General features: G+C 59.4%; 14 protein-coding genes. 12 read left to right on the plus strand and 2 right to left on the minus strand.

Annotated elements, in window-relative coordinates; all coding sequences use genetic code 11:
• The first annotated feature begins 77 nt into the window (after window positions 1-77).
• Window positions 78-914 carry a hypothetical protein gene (locus PVT68_RS17100; protein WP_280320225.1) on the plus strand — a complete coding sequence of 279 codons (837 nt, stop codon included), beginning with the start codon at window positions 78-80 and terminating at the stop codon, window positions 912-914.
• A gap of 136 nt (window positions 915-1,050) precedes the next feature.
• Here the strand turns inward: PVT68_RS17100 and PVT68_RS17105 are convergent, their stop codons facing one another.
• Window positions 1,051-1,362 (minus strand): peptidylprolyl isomerase, encoded by a 312-nt coding sequence (locus tag PVT68_RS17105; protein ID WP_407666107.1) that lies wholly within the window; start codon window positions 1,360-1,362, stop codon window positions 1,051-1,053.
• A 127-nt stretch (window positions 1,363-1,489) separates the two neighbouring features.
• Window positions 1,490-2,392 (minus strand): KPN_02809 family neutral zinc metallopeptidase, encoded by a 903-nt coding sequence (ypfJ, locus tag PVT68_RS17110; RefSeq protein WP_280320228.1) that lies wholly within the window; start codon window positions 2,390-2,392, stop codon window positions 1,490-1,492.
• 195 nt (window positions 2,393-2,587) lie between these two features.
• Between ypfJ and PVT68_RS17115 the strand changes: the two genes are divergently transcribed.
• The 11 genes from PVT68_RS17115 (at window position 2,588) to PVT68_RS17165 (ending at window position 15,661) form a co-directional block, all read left to right on the plus strand.
• Window positions 2,588-3,163: an LON peptidase substrate-binding domain-containing protein gene (locus PVT68_RS17115; RefSeq protein WP_280320230.1), complete on the plus strand. Its 576-nt coding sequence runs from the start codon at window positions 2,588-2,590 to the stop codon at window positions 3,161-3,163.
• A gap of 63 nt (window positions 3,164-3,226) precedes the next feature.
• On the plus strand, window positions 3,227-5,968 hold the full coding sequence (locus PVT68_RS17120) for a DUF2339 domain-containing protein (protein ID WP_280320232.1): 2,742 nt from the start codon (window positions 3,227-3,229) through the stop codon (window positions 5,966-5,968).
• Window positions 5,969-6,049: 81 nt separating this feature from the next.
• Entirely contained in the window at window positions 6,050-7,330 is a 1,281-nt protein-coding gene (locus tag PVT68_RS17125; RefSeq protein ID WP_407666159.1) for a glutamate-5-semialdehyde dehydrogenase, read from the plus strand.
• A complete protein-coding gene (nadD, locus tag PVT68_RS17130) occupies window positions 7,331-7,984 on the plus strand; it encodes a nicotinate-nucleotide adenylyltransferase (RefSeq protein ID WP_280320234.1) in 654 nt (217 codons plus the stop codon).
• A gap of 23 nt (window positions 7,985-8,007) precedes the next feature.
• Window positions 8,008-8,370, plus strand: coding sequence for a ribosome silencing factor (gene rsfS, locus PVT68_RS17135; RefSeq protein ID WP_280320236.1), 363 nt, complete (start codon window positions 8,008-8,010; stop codon window positions 8,368-8,370).
• A gap of 50 nt (window positions 8,371-8,420) precedes the next feature.
• The gene (gene rlmH, locus PVT68_RS17140) at window positions 8,421-8,897 is read left to right on the plus strand and encodes a 23S rRNA (pseudouridine(1915)-N(3))-methyltransferase RlmH (RefSeq protein ID WP_280320239.1); all 477 of its coding nucleotides are present in this window, start codon (window positions 8,421-8,423) and stop codon (window positions 8,895-8,897) included.
• 197 nt (window positions 8,898-9,094) lie between these two features.
• A complete protein-coding gene (gene mrdA, locus PVT68_RS17145) occupies window positions 9,095-11,014 on the plus strand; it encodes a penicillin-binding protein 2 (RefSeq protein ID WP_280320241.1) in 1,920 nt (639 codons plus the stop codon).
• Window positions 11,007-12,152: a rod shape-determining protein RodA gene (gene rodA / locus PVT68_RS17150; RefSeq protein ID WP_280320243.1), complete on the plus strand. Its 1,146-nt coding sequence runs from the start codon at window positions 11,007-11,009 to the stop codon at window positions 12,150-12,152. Before mrdA ends, rodA begins: the two co-directional genes overlap by 8 nt.
• 145 nt (window positions 12,153-12,297) lie before the next feature.
• Window positions 12,298-13,287, plus strand: coding sequence for a lytic murein transglycosylase B (gene mltB, locus PVT68_RS17155; protein ID WP_280320245.1), 990 nt, complete (start codon window positions 12,298-12,300; stop codon window positions 13,285-13,287).
• Between the two features lie 121 nt (window positions 13,288-13,408).
• Window positions 13,409-14,323 (plus strand): septal ring lytic transglycosylase RlpA family protein, encoded by a 915-nt coding sequence (locus tag PVT68_RS17160; protein WP_280320246.1) that lies wholly within the window; start codon window positions 13,409-13,411, stop codon window positions 14,321-14,323.
• Window positions 14,324-14,512: 189 nt separating this feature from the next.
• Window positions 14,513-15,661, plus strand: a complete 1,149-nt coding sequence (locus PVT68_RS17165) for a D-alanyl-D-alanine carboxypeptidase family protein (RefSeq protein WP_280320248.1) — start codon at window positions 14,513-14,515, stop codon at window positions 15,659-15,661.
• Window positions 15,662-15,697 lie beyond the last annotated feature (36 nt).

The raw sequence follows: 15,697 nt of genomic DNA on the forward strand, positions 1-15,697 counted from the left end.
TGTTCGATATTGGCCCTGTTCAAAACGGATAAATCTGTCCGCACAACAATAATGATTGGATCAGAGGTGCGTCGCTAATGTCAGAGGTGGTCTCTTTGGCCGGGGTTCCCGTCACTCGCTACACGCTTTTTCGAGTATTCAAGTACGCTGTTTACTGCCTGCTGGCCTACAACGTCTACGCTTTTTTCCTGGAAAATCAGGCCGCGGCCGGAACGGTTTTTCAGGATGGTGTCAGTTTCGGCAAGATCATTGAAGCCTACAACGATTCCATTGATACCCTCGCCTGGGTGCTGCTGCTACTGGTGTTCGAGCTGGAAACCTGGGTGCTTTCCGATGAAAGGCTGAAGGGTGGCACCAAGTGGCTGCTGAATGTCATTTCCAGCTGCTGCTATGTATTTATCGTGTATTCCTTTTACGGCTACGTGTCGGAAATGGTGTCACTGTCGCACCTGTTGCCGGTCACACAGGCGGCCTGCGATCTTGCCAACGGCGGCTGGTCGATGGTGCTGGAGCAGGATACCTATGAGGTATTGACCGCAGTCAACTGCACTTCTCTGTCCGATGCGCATCTGCTGCAAATGGCGGGCACGCAGGTTATTGGGGACGCGGCGGTATGGCGGGAAATCCAGTGGCTGGCGTGGGTGGATGTGATCAATGCCGGTGCCTGGCTGTTAGTCGTGGCGATTCTGGCGTTTGATGTGTGGCTGCAAATGCGTCACCAGTTGTCTGACGCGATCATGCGCTACTCCCAGGTGATCAAAGCCATGCTGTATATCACGCTGCTGGTTTGCGCGATCTATTGGGGCTTCAACGGCAGTTTTCTGGACTTCTGGGATGCATTCCTGTGGCTGGTGGCGTTCTTCTTTATCGAGATGAACCTGTTCGAGTGGCAGGCTGAGACCAGCGCGGAGTGAGTCTTGCTTCGGAAGCCTGTGCTTCGTAAGAAACGCCTGTGACGCCAAGGTGCTGGTGAGAAATTCTCGCACCAGCACCTTGTCTTAGTTTCAACCTGGCGCGCTTGGACCACCAGGCCTTCGCTGGAAAATCTGTTTATCCTTTACGGCTGGTAACTTCCAGCAGGTGATAACCGAACTGGGTTTTTACCGGGCCGTGGACTTTATTCAGCTCACCGCTGAACACCACCTTGTCGAACTCCGGCACCATCTGTCCCTGGCCGAATTCTCCCAGATCGCCACCGTTGCGGCCGGAGGGGCATTTGGAGTGTTGCTGGGCAATCTTGCCGAAGTCGGCGCCTTCTTCGATCTGCTTTTTCAGATCCAGACACTTGTCTTCTGTTTCTACCAGAATGTGGCGGGCGGTTGCTCTAGGCACGGGGCTCTCCCTTTTTACAATGAATGACATATTCTGTGAGCGCGCAAGCTTAGTGGTTGCGACGATTGGGGGCCAGTCGCTTTTACAAATTAAACCGATGGACTCGCCGCGCTTCTCAGCTCAAGGCGCATCGCTCGTCGCTTCGATTCGGGTGTTGTTACTGTCCTGAAAGCGCTCCGAAGGTATTGCACTGATTCACATCGCCGGTGCTGAAGCCCTCGCGGAACCAGTAGGCCCGCTGTTCCGCGCTGCCATGGGTGAAGGCATCCGGGGAAACGGCGCGGCCGGAGCGACGCTGCAGGTGGTCGTCGCCCACCGCGGCTGCAGCGCGCAACCCCTCTTCGATATCCCCGGGCTCAAGCATCTGGCGGTCGCGGTGGGCGTAGAACGCCCAGACGCCGGCAAAGCAGTCCGCCTGCAGTTCCAACATTACTGAAAGACGGTTGGCGGTGACCTTGTCCGCTTGCATCCGCGCCTGCTGTACCTTGGCGGAAGTGCCCATCAGGTTTTGCACGTGGTGACCCACTTCATGGGCAATCACATAGGCGAAGGCGAAATCCCCAGGGGCGCCGAGTTTTTTCAGTTCGTTGAGGAAATTCAGGTCCAGGTACACCTTGAAATCCCCGGGGCAGTAAAAGGGGCCAACGGCGGCGGAACTTAGACCGCAGGCAGAGCGCACGGCGTCGTTGTACAGCACCAGCTTTGGCGGGGTGTATTCGGTGCCTGCCTGCCGGAACATTTGCCCCCAGGTATCTTCGGTATCCGCCAGAACCACCGAGACAAACTGGGCCACCTCGTCATCCGGTGCCGCTCCGGGGGCGGTCTGGGAATCCGGCCCCAGGCTGGGTGATTGGGAACCCGACATACCGCTGAACAGATGACCGCCGAAGTAATAGAGGGCGGCCAGTGCCAGCAGAATCAGCCAGCCTCTCTTGCTGCGTAGCAGGAACGGCGCCAGCGCCAACAGATTGCCCAGCCCTCCCAGTCCGCCACCGCCGGGGGATGGTTCACCGCGACGGTCTTCCACGTTCGAACTTCTGCGACCCTTACGCCAGCGCATGCAGGCACCTCTTGATTTACGTCTCGATTCACATCAGCGTATTGTCTTGAGCATAGAACAGCTGGCGCGGTTTTTTGTTTATTCTTTGGGAGATTATCCTTGTGCCAGATCGGGCGGTGGTATCTTTGTTACTGGCACAACGCGTGCCATAACTCTTGCCATCCAACCTGCACATAACCTGAGTGAGTCGAAACGTTGTCGTTAATCCCGCTATTTCCCCTCAATATGATGCTGTTTCCCGGTGTGACCCTGCCGCTGCGGATCTTTGAGCAGCGTTACCTGCGGCTGGTCACGGAAACGCTCAAGTCGGACACCGGCTTCGGGGTTGCGCTGATCCGGGAAGGACGGGAGGTGGGGCCGGCGGACGTCTGGCCGTTGGGTCTCTATGTGCGCATAGTCGACTGGAGTCAGGGTGAGGAGGGGTTGTTGCACATCGATATCGCGGGCGAAACGCGGTTTAGGGTACTGGATACCTTTCGCGAGGATGATGGGTTGTTGATGGGCGATGTCGAATGGCTGCCGGATGAAGAATCGCACCCGGTGCCGGAAAGTTGCGATGGTCTGCTGGCGGTGTTGAATGAGTTGAAGCAGCACGCGTCTATGTTGTCTCTAAAATTCGCGCCGGTAGACAGTGCTGAGGCCCTGTCCTGGCAGCTGGCGCAATTGCTGCCGCTGGAAGATGCCGCGCGGGTGGAGCTGCTGGCCAGTCCCGATCCGCTGGAGCGCCTCGCCAGTATTGCCGCCAATCTGGATCGCTGGACGAGGCAGTAGCCGGATACCTTACCGGGCCGGGGCTAACACCGATCGCCATAAAAAAATAAGAGAAGGGATTTCATGGACGGCGTCGTCGTATTGGGTTTGTTGTTGATTCTCACCGTGCTGGTTGGCTCGGTGATGGGCATTTTCTCGTTTTTCGAGGTAAAAAACCTTCGGCGGGAGGTGCTCCGCCTGCGAGACATGCTGGACGACCGGCAATTGCCTATTTCCCCTTCACCTTTTTCACCGTCCGCGCCGCGAGTTAATGAACCTGAGGGGCAAACACCGCAGGCGGGGCCGGTATCCGACGTAGAGCCGCGGGCAACTGATGAGCAGCGGGCGATCCCTGAGTCGCCGGTTGCGGCGAAATTTGCCGCGCCCAGGGTACGGCAAGCCGGTATTCAACAGCGGCAGAAAGATCTGGCTGCAGCGAAAGCGCCCCCAGCGGCCAAAACCGCTGGGGGCGCGGGGGCCGGCCGGTTCTGGTCGCGGGTGCAGGACAACTGGATGGTGTGGCTCGGCGGGGCCTGCGTGGCACTCGCGGGTATTTTCCTCGCCCGTTACGGTATCGAGCAGGGGCTGTTGGGGCCCCGCGTGCGGGTAGCCATGGGGCTGGTCCTGGCTGGGACGTTGTATGCGGCCTCGGAATGGCTGCGGCGCACGTCCGGTGCTACCCATCCTACGTTCGCCGCGCTGGCCGGGGGTGGCGCGATTACCGCATTTGCCGCAATTCTGTCGGCGGTACACCTCTACAGCCTTTTCGCGCCGGGGCTCGCATTTGCCCTCCTGGCACTGGTGGCGGTGGTCACCATGTGGATGGCAAGGTTGCACGGACCGGTACTGGCCGCCATCGGTATGCTCGGCGCCTATTCGGTGCCGGCGCTGGTGGCTACAGATAGTGGCAATGTGCTCGGTGCGATGGTCTATGCACTGATTATCACCACTTCGGTCCTGTTACTGCTGCGCCATGTGTACCGCAGCTGGCTGTGGATAGGGCTGTTAGCCGGGGCGCTGGCCTGGTGGTTGATCTCGCTATTCGGACACCAGGCGGACGGCTGGCGCGGTCCCTATCTGGCAGTACTGGCCTATTTGCTGCTGGCCGTAGTGCCGGGGGACTGGTTGCTCGGGGTGTGGGGATCGCGAGCCGATCGTCGCGCTCAGGGCTCGCTGCAGAGTCCGGTCACACTTTCAGAACCGCTGCTGCTGCCGGGCCTGCTGGTACTGGTTGCGGCGCAGTGCGTGTCGATTTTTCGCGAGGGATTACACGCAGAAGCGATCTGGTCGTGGAGTCCGCTGGCGGTGGTGTTGCTGGTTGCCGCCGGTGCGCGAGCACAACTCGCCCCTTTGTCCTGGGCGTTGCTGCTGGGGCAGTGCGCAGTCTGGATCGCCCGGCGCGTGGAATTTATCGGCGAGCAGCTGCAGCTGGTGCCCTGGCCGGAAGTGGAGCGGGGCGGTTTTCTGCTGTACCTCGGAGTGACCGCATTGATCTTTTCGGTCCTGGGGCTGCGCAATTACCGCTTGGGCCAGGCGCGTTACTGGTGGGCATCTTTGGCGGTGATGGCGCCGTTGCTCGCGCTGCTGCTGGGTTACCTGTTGGCGGCAGACTATCTGCCGCTGTACTGGTGGTGCCTGTATGCAGCAGTGTTTGGCGGTGTACTGATGTTTCTCGGTAGTCGCGGGGCGGGGCGGGGGTGGTCCCGGGCCATGGTGGTGTGGCTGCTGGCGGCGGCCCATTTTGCCTATAGTCTGGCGGTGTGTCTGTGGCTGGAACAGGCGAGCCTGACACTCGCGCTGGCGCTGCAAAGCGTTTCGCTGGCGTGGCTAATCCGACGTTTTGACGCGCCGGCGCTGGGCTGGTTGCTGAAGGCGGTGCTGTTGCTGGTGGTAGTGCGGCTGACCTTCAACCCGTGGCTGCTGTCCTATACGGATTCGACTCACTGGTCCCTTTGGACCTACGGAGGCTCCGCACTGTGCGCCTGGGGTGCCGCCAGACTGCTGGCGCCCGGTCTGCTGCCGCTGGCCCGCTGGTGCGAGGCCGCGGCACTGCATCTGCTGGTGTTGGCGCTGTGGGCGGAGTGCCGATACTGGCTGTACGGTGGCAATGCACTGGCGACGGAATTCAGTTTTGTCGAGGCGGTGATCGATATCTGGCTGTTTGCCGGGCTGGGGATGGTCTACTACCGCAAAAGTTTGGTTGCGGGCAGTTTCTCCCGCTGGTACGACGGCTACGGCCGTCTGTTGATGATGGCAGCGTTCGGTATCTATCTGCGTATTCTGGCGGCGGTGGCAGACAGCCAGCCCTGGGTGTGGCAGGCCATTGGCGAGCGGCCGCTGTTCAATATGCTGCTGCCGGCATTCGCCGGGCCGGCTCTGCTGGCGCTGGTGGCCAGTCGTTATTACCTGCCCGTTTCCCGGAAATTTGCCGCCTGGGTGGCGGCCCTGGCCGGATTCATCTGGGTGTCCCTGGAGGTGCGCCATCTGTGGCTCGGCACTATCCGCATGGACCTGCCCGCGGTGACCGGTGAGCTGTACAGCTACTCGGCGGTCTGGCTGATATTGGCGGTGGCGGCGATTCTGCTGGGAAGCTGGCGAGGGTGGCGTGGCTGTTACCAGGGGGGCATGGCGGTGCTGGCAGTGGTGATCGTAAAGCTGTTCCTGGTCGATATGTCGGGGCTGGAGGGTTTGCTGCGCGTGGCCTCATTTATGGGGCTGGGGCTCGCCCTGCTCGCCATCGCCTACCTGCATCAGAAACTGGGTGGTGGTAGTGCACCTTCTGACAACAAGGCGGCTACTTCTTCAGTTAATTCTCAGGTTAATTAAGCGACCGTATCAAAGCCGGGTTACGGTATACTGCGCGCCCAAAATTCCGGGCAGTCGTCAAGGAGAGGAGCCGTGAACACGATCAGTGCCACTGAAACCAGTCAGGATTCCACCGAAGCCAAAGTTCAGGCGATGGGGCGCGCCGCGCGCGCTGCCGCGCGCCTGATGGCGCGGGCTGATACCGGCTCCAAGAACGCTGCCCTCAAAGCCATCGCCGCGGAGCTGGATAAGCAGCGACCGCAACTGGCGGCGGCCAACGAAAAAGATATGCAGCGGGGCCGCGACAATGGTCTCGACGCGGCACTGCTGGACCGCCTTGAACTGACCGATGCGCGCATCGACGCCATGATCGAAGGTCTGCTACAGATTGCTGAACTGCCGGACCCGGTGGGGGAAGTCAGCGATCTCAAATATCGCCCCAGTGGTATCCAGGTGGGCAAGATGCGTGTACCCCTGGGGGTGGTTGGGATCATTTACGAGTCCCGCCCCAACGTCACCATCGACGCCGCCAGCCTGTGCCTGAAATCCGGCAATGCCACCATTTTGCGCGGTGGCAGTGAGGCGCTGTATTCCAATGGTGCCATTGCCGCCTGCATTGCCGCCGGCCTCAAGCAGGCGGGCCTGCCGGAAACCGCGGTACAGGTGGTGGATACCACCGATCGCGCCGCGGTAGGCGCGCTGATCGCGATGCCGGAATTTGTGGATGTGATTGTGCCCCGTGGTGGCAAGGGGCTGATCGAGCGCATCAGCCGCGAGGCGCGGGTGCCGGTGATCAAACACCTCGACGGTATCTGTCACGTGTATCTGGACGATCGCGCGGATCCGCAAAAGGCGTTTGAGATAGCGCTGAACGCCAAGACCCATCGCTACGGGGTGTGCAACGCGATGGAGACCCTGTTGGTGGCGGAAGCGGTAGCCGTAGAGTTTTTGTCGCGGTTGGCGGTGGCTTACCTGGAACAAGGTGTCGAGCTGCGGGGGTGTGACAGGACCCGCGCCATAGTGCCCCAGGCCCTGCCGGCGACGGAGGAAGACTGGGCGACGGAATACCTGGCTCCAGTACTGTCGATCCGCGTGGTGGCCGATATGGATGCCGCCATGGATCACATCGCGCAATACAGCTCCGGCCACACCGAGTCCATTGTCACCGAGGACTATACCCGTGCGCGGCGCTTCCTTGCGGAAGTGGATTCAAGCTCGGTGATGGTCAATGCCTCCACCCGCTTTGCCGACGGCTTCGAGTACGGGCTGGGCGCCGAGATCGGCATCAGTACCGACAAAATCCACGCCCGCGGCCCCGTGGGTCTGGAAGGGCTGACGTCGCAGAAGTGGATCGTGTTCGGCGACGGACAGATTCGTCAGTAATTGGCCAGCACATTGAAGACCATCGCCCTGTTTGGCGGCACCTTCAATCCGGTGCACTTCGGCCATCTGCGTATGGCGCTGGAGCTGAAACAAGTGCTGGGATTCGACCAGATGCGCCTGCTGCCTTCCCACCAGCCGGCGCACCGGGCCGAGCCCGGGGTTTCCGCGCAGGCGCGGCGGGACATGCTGGCGCTGGCGCTGGAACATTGCACGGAACTGCAATTGGACGAGCGCGAGCTGCAGCGAAATGGGCCCACCTATACGGTGGATACCCTGGAGGAGCTCCGTGCGGAGCTGGGTTATCAGGTTTCCATCAGTTTCTGTATGGGGCTCGATTCGCTGCTGGGGCTGCCCGCCTGGCACCGCTGGGAACAATTGCTGACGCTCGCGCATCTGGTCGTTGTTACCCGCCCGGGCTGGCAGATTCCCCGGGATGGGGAAGTGGCAGAACTGCTGTTGCGCCACCGGGGTGAGCTGGCGGACCTCCAGCGGGAAGCCGCCGGCCGCATACTGTTGCGGGAACAGACGCTGCTGCCGATTTCCGCCACTGGAATTCGCAGCCTGATCAAGAGCGGCCGCTCACCGCAGTTTCTGCTGCCGGAGCGCGTCCTCGACTACATTCAAACTCATCAACTTTACAAGAGTGAACAGTAGGAGCTTCGGCTCCCTAAGATGTTATGACTGATATCAAGACAATTGCCGTAAATGCCCTGGAAGACCTCAAGGGTAAAGACATCGTCGCAATCGACGTTTCTGAGCTGAGCGATGTGATGGATACCCTGATCATCTGCACCGGTACCTCCAGCCGGCAGGTGAAATCCCTCGCGGATAATGTGGTTGAAGATGGTAAGGAAGCCGGCGTCCGTCCTATCGGTGTGGAAGGCATGGGGCAGGGCGAGTGGGTCCTGGTGGATTACGGTGACGTGGTGATCCACGTGATGCAGGCGGAAATCCGCAACTTCTACGATCTGGAAAAACTCTGGTCCATGACTCCCAATACCCGCGATAACGCCGATGGCAGTGATCCGCATCAGGATTGAACTGTCTTTCGAGTCCCCGCCGATAAGAGTCCGCCGATGAAGTTCCCGTCATGAAAGTTCGCATCCTGGCTGCCGGGGGCAAGATGCCCGGCTGGGTGCAGGAGGGCTACAACGAGTACGCCAAGCGCCTGCCCCGGGAACTCACCCTGGAAATGGTGGAAATACCACTGGGCAACCGCGGCCAGAAAAACTCTGCCGCGCTGGTGGAAAAGGCGCGCCAGAAAGAGGGCGAGGCGATGCTCGCGGCCATTGGCCCGCGGGATCATGTGGTGGCGCTCGAGGTGAAGGGCAAATCCTGGAGTACCGAACAGCTCTCCCGGGAGCTGGCGGACTGGCAGATGTCCGGCGACAACGTCAGCCTGTTGATTGGCGGCCCCGATGGCCTGTCGGCGGACTGCCTGGCGCGGGCAAATCAGAAATGGTCGCTGTCCGCACTCACCATGCCCCATCCACTGGTGCGTGTGCTGCTGGCGGAACAGCTGTACCGCGCCTGGACCCTGCTGGCGGGGCATCCTTACCACAAGTAGCCCGGTGTCTATCATTCCGCTGTGTGATTTGAACTTGCTGGCGTGACACGAGTCCTAGCTGTTTTCCCTGAGTAGCTGGCGTCTTCCTCCTTGTGCGGGTGGCACAATCTCACTGGTGTCCAGACTCTGCAGGGACGTCAAACTTGTGTACACTTCGTGGTCATTTTCGCGCCACTGTTCAACTTATACCGGCCACCATGTCAGAAAACCTGCGTTTCAAAGATCACCACACAGAGCAACGGTTGTTTCGCAATCGTATGCTGGTGGCCATCGTTTGCGTGGCGGCGCTGATCGGCGTACTGGTGGCGCGCCTGTACAACCTGCAGGTGGTTAATTACGAGAGCTACAGCACCCAGTCCGACCAGAACCGGATCCAGGTGCGGCCGGTGCCACCTACCCGCGGCCTGATCTACGACCGCAACGGTCTGCTGCTGGCGGATAACCGCCCCAGCTATACCCTTTCTATCGTGCGCGAGCGGGTCAAGGATCTGGATACGACCCTGGAGTTGCTCGGTCAGCTGGTGGAACTGGACGATGGCGATGTAGAGAAGTTCAAACGCCGTCTGGTTCGCCGCCGTCCCTTCGAGCCGGTGCCCCTGCGCTTCCGCCTGACCGAGGAAGAAATTGCGCGCATCAGTGTCAACGAATTCCATCTGCTGGGCGTGTCTGTCGAGGCGGAGCTGGTGCGCTACTATCCCGAGCAGGATCTCTTCGCCCACAGCGTCGGCTACGTGGGACGTATTGCAGAGCGGGATCTGGCCAGCTTTACCGAGGAAGATGTCCGCCGTTATCGCGGCACCCAGAGCATCGGCAAGGTGGGACTGGAGCGTTCCTATGAAGACCTGCTGCTCGGAGAGGTTGGATACGAAAATGTCGAGACCAATGCTCGTGGACGGGTCTTGCGGGTACTCGAGCGTCAGGACCCGAAACCCGGCGCCGAACTGACCCTGCACCTGGATACACGCCTGCAGCAGGTGGCTACGGAGGCCCTGGGGGAAAACCGCGGCGCGGTAGTGGCCATCGACGTCAAAACCGGCGGTGTACTGGCGTTTGTCAGCAAGCCTTCTTTTGATCCCAATCTGTTTGTGACCGGCATCAGCTTCGGCGACTATAGCGCGCTGCGGGACTCACTAGACGTACCCCTGTTCAATCGCACGGTGCAGGGCCAATACGCACCGGGCTCAACGCTGAAACCGATGATGGGTCTGGGTGCGCTGGAAGCGGGAATCATCACCGCCAATACCACGGTCAACGACCCCGGCTTCTATAAATTGCCCAATGATTCGCGTATTTACCGCGATCACTTGCGTTGGGGGCACGGCAAAAAGGTCGATTTGATCCAGGCACTGGAGCAGAGCTGCGATACCTATTTCTGGGATATGGCCGCGCGCTGGAATATCGATGGCATGCACGATATTGCCACCCGTTTTGGTCTCGGCACCAAAACCGGCATCGACGTGCCGGTGGAGCGACCGGGGCTGTTTCCGTCGCGGGACTGGAAGCGCGGCGCTCGCGGTGTGCCCTGGTTTCCGGGCGACAGTCTGAATGCGGTACTGGGGCAGGGCTTTGTACTGGCAACGCCTCTTCAGCTGGCGGTGATGACAGCCACTATTGCCAACCGCGGCACTCACTTTCGTCCACAGATAGTCATGGCCATCGACGGCGTGGAACAGCCGCCGGAAGTTCTACATCACATTGATGCGCGCCCGGAATCCTGGGATCTGGTGTTCAAGGGTATGGAAGCGGTGGTCTATAACACCCGCGGCACCGGTAAGCGCGCCGGGGCGGATCTGGATTTTCGCGTGGCCGGCAAATCCGGCACCGCGCAGATCGTGGGTATCGCCCAGGGCGCGAAATACGACTCGGAGGCACTCAAGGAGCGCCTCCGTGACAACGCCCTGTTTGTCGCTTTCGCGCCAGTAGACGATCCGCAGATTGCGGTGTCGGTACTGGTGGAGAATGGCGAGAGCGGCGGTAGGATGGCCGCGCCTGTGGCGCGAGAAGTGTTTGCTGAATGGATGTCGCGGCCGCTGGAAGAAACCGCCAGTCTGCCATCCTGGCACCCGCCGCTGGTGCCGCAGCCGCAGATTCTTGAGGAGGTCCGCATTCGTGGCTAGTCGCGACTATATGCATCGACTGCCGGATGTGGGCAGCAGCCTGCGCCGTCCGGAGAGTATTTCCCGTCGCTGGCATATCGATCTGCCGCTGCTGTTACTGCTGCTGGCCCTGGCCGGTGTCGGCCTGGTCGTGTTGTACAGCGCTTCCGGGAGCGAAGTGCACTATGTCAAACGCCAGGCCGTTTTTATGGCGCTGGCATTCGTGGGGATGCTCATCGCCGCGCAGATTCCGCTGGAGTTTTACCGGCGCTGGTCGCCCTGGTTTTATGTGGCCGGCTGCTGTTTGCTGGTGGCGGTCTTGTTTTTTGGCGTTGGCGCCAAGGGGGCGCAGCGCTGGTTGCAAATCGGTGGCTTTCGCTTCCAGCCGTCGGAAGCGCTGAAACTGGCGGTGCCCATCGCGGTAGCCGCTTATCTGCACGGGCGCAGCCTGCCGCCGTCGTTTGTCACTGTGGTCGGTGCTCTGCTGATCATCGCGCTACCGGCAGCGCTCATCGTGCGCCAGCCGGATCTGGGAACATCGATTCTGATTGCTGCCTCGGGGCTCTTCGCGCTCTACCTGTCCGGACTGAGCTGGAAGATGATTGGCAGTGCCGTGGTCATGGGTGTGCTGGCGGCCTGGCCCATGTGGATGTGGGGGCTGCGGGACTATCAGCGGCAGCGGATTCTTACCCTGTTTAATCCGGACGCGGACCGCTTGGGTGCTGGCTGGAACATTTTTCAGTCCAAGGCCGCAATCGGCTCCGGTGGTTGGGACGGCAAAGGGTATATGCAGGGAACCCAGTCCCAGCTGGATTTTCTGCCGGAGAGTCACACGGATTTCATTATTGCCGTGCTCGCGGAGGAGTGGGGTATGCGCGGAGCGCTGATCCTGCTGACTCTGTATTTATTGATCATCGCGCGGGGCATCTATATTAGTTTTATGGCCCAGCATGTTTTCGGACGCCTGCTGGCGGGAAGTATTACCCTCACGTTTTTTGTTTATGTATTCGTGAATATCGGTATGGTCACGGGCCTGTTACCGGTGGTGGGGGTCCCGCTGCCACTGGTTAGCCACGGTGGTACGTCGGTAATCACATTGATGGCCGGGTTCGGTATTCTGATGGCCATCAGCACGGAAAGACGCAGAGTACTTTTCTAGGGAGCCTCACAGGATGTTCCCCGGATAACCTATTTTTTCCCTCAATCTGTGCCACTTTTTGGCGCCTTTGCAGTCATAGCAAAGACCAAAATCAATAATGGGGGAATTAGTGGGAAGTACTCGCTTGGGAACAGGAGCGGTTGTTGTGAAATGGACCACAGGATTACTGGCGGCTTTGGGGTTAGTACTCACTGCCTGCGCCCAGGAGCAGGGACATGGAGATAATGTCCAGGCCAAAGCCTTTGTGGATTACATGGTGGCTGAGCACAATTTCAATCGCGATGAGCTGCAGGCCCTGATTCAGGAGTCCAGACGCAAAGAGTCGATTCTCAAGGTCATCAAGCGCCCCGCAGAAAAAGCCAAGCCGTGGCGCGAATACCGCAAAGTTTTTCTGACCGATGCGCGCATTCGCGGCGGTGTGGATTTCTGGGACAAAAATTCCGATGTGCTGAAAGCTGCTGAAGAAAAATACGGTGTCCCACCAGAGATGATCGTGGCGGTCATCGGCGTGGAAACACGCTACGGTGGGAATATGGGCCATTACCGGGTGATTGATGCGCTGACGACCCTGGCCTTCAATTATCCGCGTCGCGCCAAATTCTTCACCAAGGAACTGGAAGACTACCTGCTGCTGACCCGGGATGAAAAAATTGATCCCCTCAGTCTGAAAGGTTCCTACGCCGGTGCCATGGGGTTCGGTCAGTTTATGCCGTCCAGTTACCGCAATTTTGCGGTGGATTTTAACGGTGACGGTCGGGTGGATATCTGGACCGATACCGAAGACGCCATCGGCAGTGTGGCGAATTATTTTGTCGAGCACGGATGGAAGCCCGGTGAGCCAATTGCAGTGATCACCCAACCTCTGCCGAATGCGGACATGACCATCGTCAACGACAACCTTGAACCTCAATGGACCATCGGCGAGTTGGAGGCGAAAGGTTTCCCTACCACCGCCCAAGTAACCAAGGATATGCCGGCCAACGTATTTTCACTGGATACTCAAGATGGGCAGCAGTACTGGATTGGACTGAATAATTTCTACACTATTACCCGCTACAACCACAGCCGGCTGTATGCCATGGCGGTATACGAGCTGGGACAGGAAATCATCAAGGCGCGCGGTGGGCGCTCCTGAATAACGGCACGGAAGCCAATCGCAAATAACCGTTTTCGAGCGCTGGGTACGCCCGTAGCGGAATAAATAACAGGATAAATCGCGGTTGCGGGCGTTGTTTGACCCGCTCCGGGGGAAGTTCATGAAAAAAATAGCCGTCGGGAAATTTACCCGGCTGGGTGCCGCGTGTGCGTTAACACTGCTTTCTGCGTGTAGCACCGTGCCCCTGTCAACCAAAGACAAATCTGAAGGCGGTACCGATACGGGTACAGCTGGAAATGTACCTTTCGATCAGGTCCGCGACAGCGGTCCCGCCGCGCCCGTGGACATGTTGGCTGCACCGGAAGTAACGCCGGTGCGCGAACCCATTGGGGTTGCCGGCAACAAATCTCCCTACGTTGTGAACGGGGTCAAATACCAGGTGCTAAAGGGCGTGAAGGGCTACCGCGAGCGCGGTAAAGCGTCCTGGTATGGCACCAAATTCCATGGTCGCAAGACGGCCAACGGCGAAGTGTATAACATGTACGCCCTGTCGGCCGCGCACAAAACCCTGCCGCTGCCGAGCTACGCCAAGGTCACCAACCTGGACAACGGCCGCAGCATCATTGTTCGTATCAACGATCGCGGTCCCTTTGTACCCGGTCGTATCATCGACCTGAGTTACACTGCGGCACAGAAGCTCGGTTATATCGATCGAGGGGTTGCACGGGTGGAAGTGGAAGCGCTGGACCCGGCCAGCCTGCCGAGTGCCACTGAAATGCTGGCGAAGGAAAAGGCCGCCGCGGGCAACGGGCTTCCGGAAGATGCCAGCTTCAAACTGCCCGAGAATACCTATCTGCAGGTTGGCGCTTACGGCTCTGCCAGCCAGGCCGAGGAGGTCCGCGGACAGCTCGCTGCTGCCTTCGGCTATCCTGTATCCGTCAGCCCGGTTAAGCGCGACGGAAAGATGCTCTATCGGGTGCGCATTGGCCCTATTGCCCAGCAACGGGCTCTGGCCGCCTTGCGGGAATCGGTGGAGCAACAGGATTATGGTCAGCCGCAGGTTGTGGTTGATTGAGGTGCGTTGATGGCGGTTATTGGACCGATCTGCTCGGTCATTGATTTACCGCAGCGCACACCCCGGCGGGAGCCGGGTTTTTGAGACTTGGGCACCTCTGAAAATCACCGTGAGCGGATGCCACCTGGCTTACCCAAAGTAGATTTTCAGACAAGCCCTGAAAATGAACGCAAGGATAAAGAGAGACCCATGTTCAAACGCTTATTCGCCTGTCTGCTCCTGATTGTCAGCACCAGTGTGGCCCAGGCTGATAAACCGCTGATACCCGCGCCGCCCCAGCTGGCGGCCACCGCTTACCTGTTGATTGATGCCCATACCGGTCAGGTGCTGGTGGAGCACGATGCCGACAAGCAGATCCCTCCTGCCAGCCTCACCAAAATGATGACCAGTTACATCGTGTCAGAAGAGCTGGATAAAGGTGCCATCAAAGAACAGGATCTGGTGAATATTTCGGAAAAAGCCTGGCGTATGGGCGGTTCCAAAATGTTCGTCAAGGTGGGCGACAAGGTGCCGGTGATTGATCTGTTGCGCGGGGTGATCGTGCAGTCCGGTAACGACGCCAGTATCGCCCTCGCCGAGTTCGTTTCCGGCAGCGAAGAAGTTTTCGCCGAAGTCATGAACCAGCAGGCGCAGCTCCTGGGTATGAACGATACCCATTTTGTGAATGCGACCGGTTGGCCGGCCGACGGGCATATGACTACCGCTCGCGACCTGGGCAAGCTGGCCCGCGCACTGATTAACGATCACCCGAGCCACTACGCGCTCTACTCGGAGAAGTACTTCAACTTCAACGGCATCAATCAGCCGAACCGCAACCGCCTGTTGTGGCGTGACCCGGCGGTAGATGGCATCAAGACCGGTCATACCGAAGAGGCCGGTTACTGCCTGGTGGCTTCCGCGGTGAAGCGGGGCATGCGTCTGATTTCCGTAGTGGTGGGAACCGAAAGCGACGAGAAACGCGCCGCCGAGACCCAGAAGCTGCTGGCATACGGTTTTCGCTACTACCAGACCCACAAGGTATACGGCAGCAACGATGTATTGCAGACCGAGCGCGTGTGGGGCGGCAAGGCCGACTCCGTGGGTGTTGCGGTGAAGAACGATGTGTTTGTCACCATTCCCCGCGGCGGTGAAGAGAGCATCAAGGCTGACCTGATCATCGACGGCGAGCTTAAAGCGCCGCTGGCCAAGGGGCAGCAGGTGGGTAAGGTTGTGGTGACCCTGGATGGCGCAACCGTCGCTGACGTACCTGCAGTAGTGTCAGAAGACGTTGAAAAGGCCGGTTTCTTCAAGCGCCTGTGGGATTCCATCAAGCGCTTTGTGATGGGCTTCTTCCAGTAACGACTTGCCGGTTACAACTTTTCTGGAGCTACGGTT

The organism is Microbulbifer bruguierae (genome assembly GCF_029869925.1).
Lineage (GTDB): Bacteria > Pseudomonadota > Gammaproteobacteria > Pseudomonadales > Cellvibrionaceae > Microbulbifer > Microbulbifer bruguierae.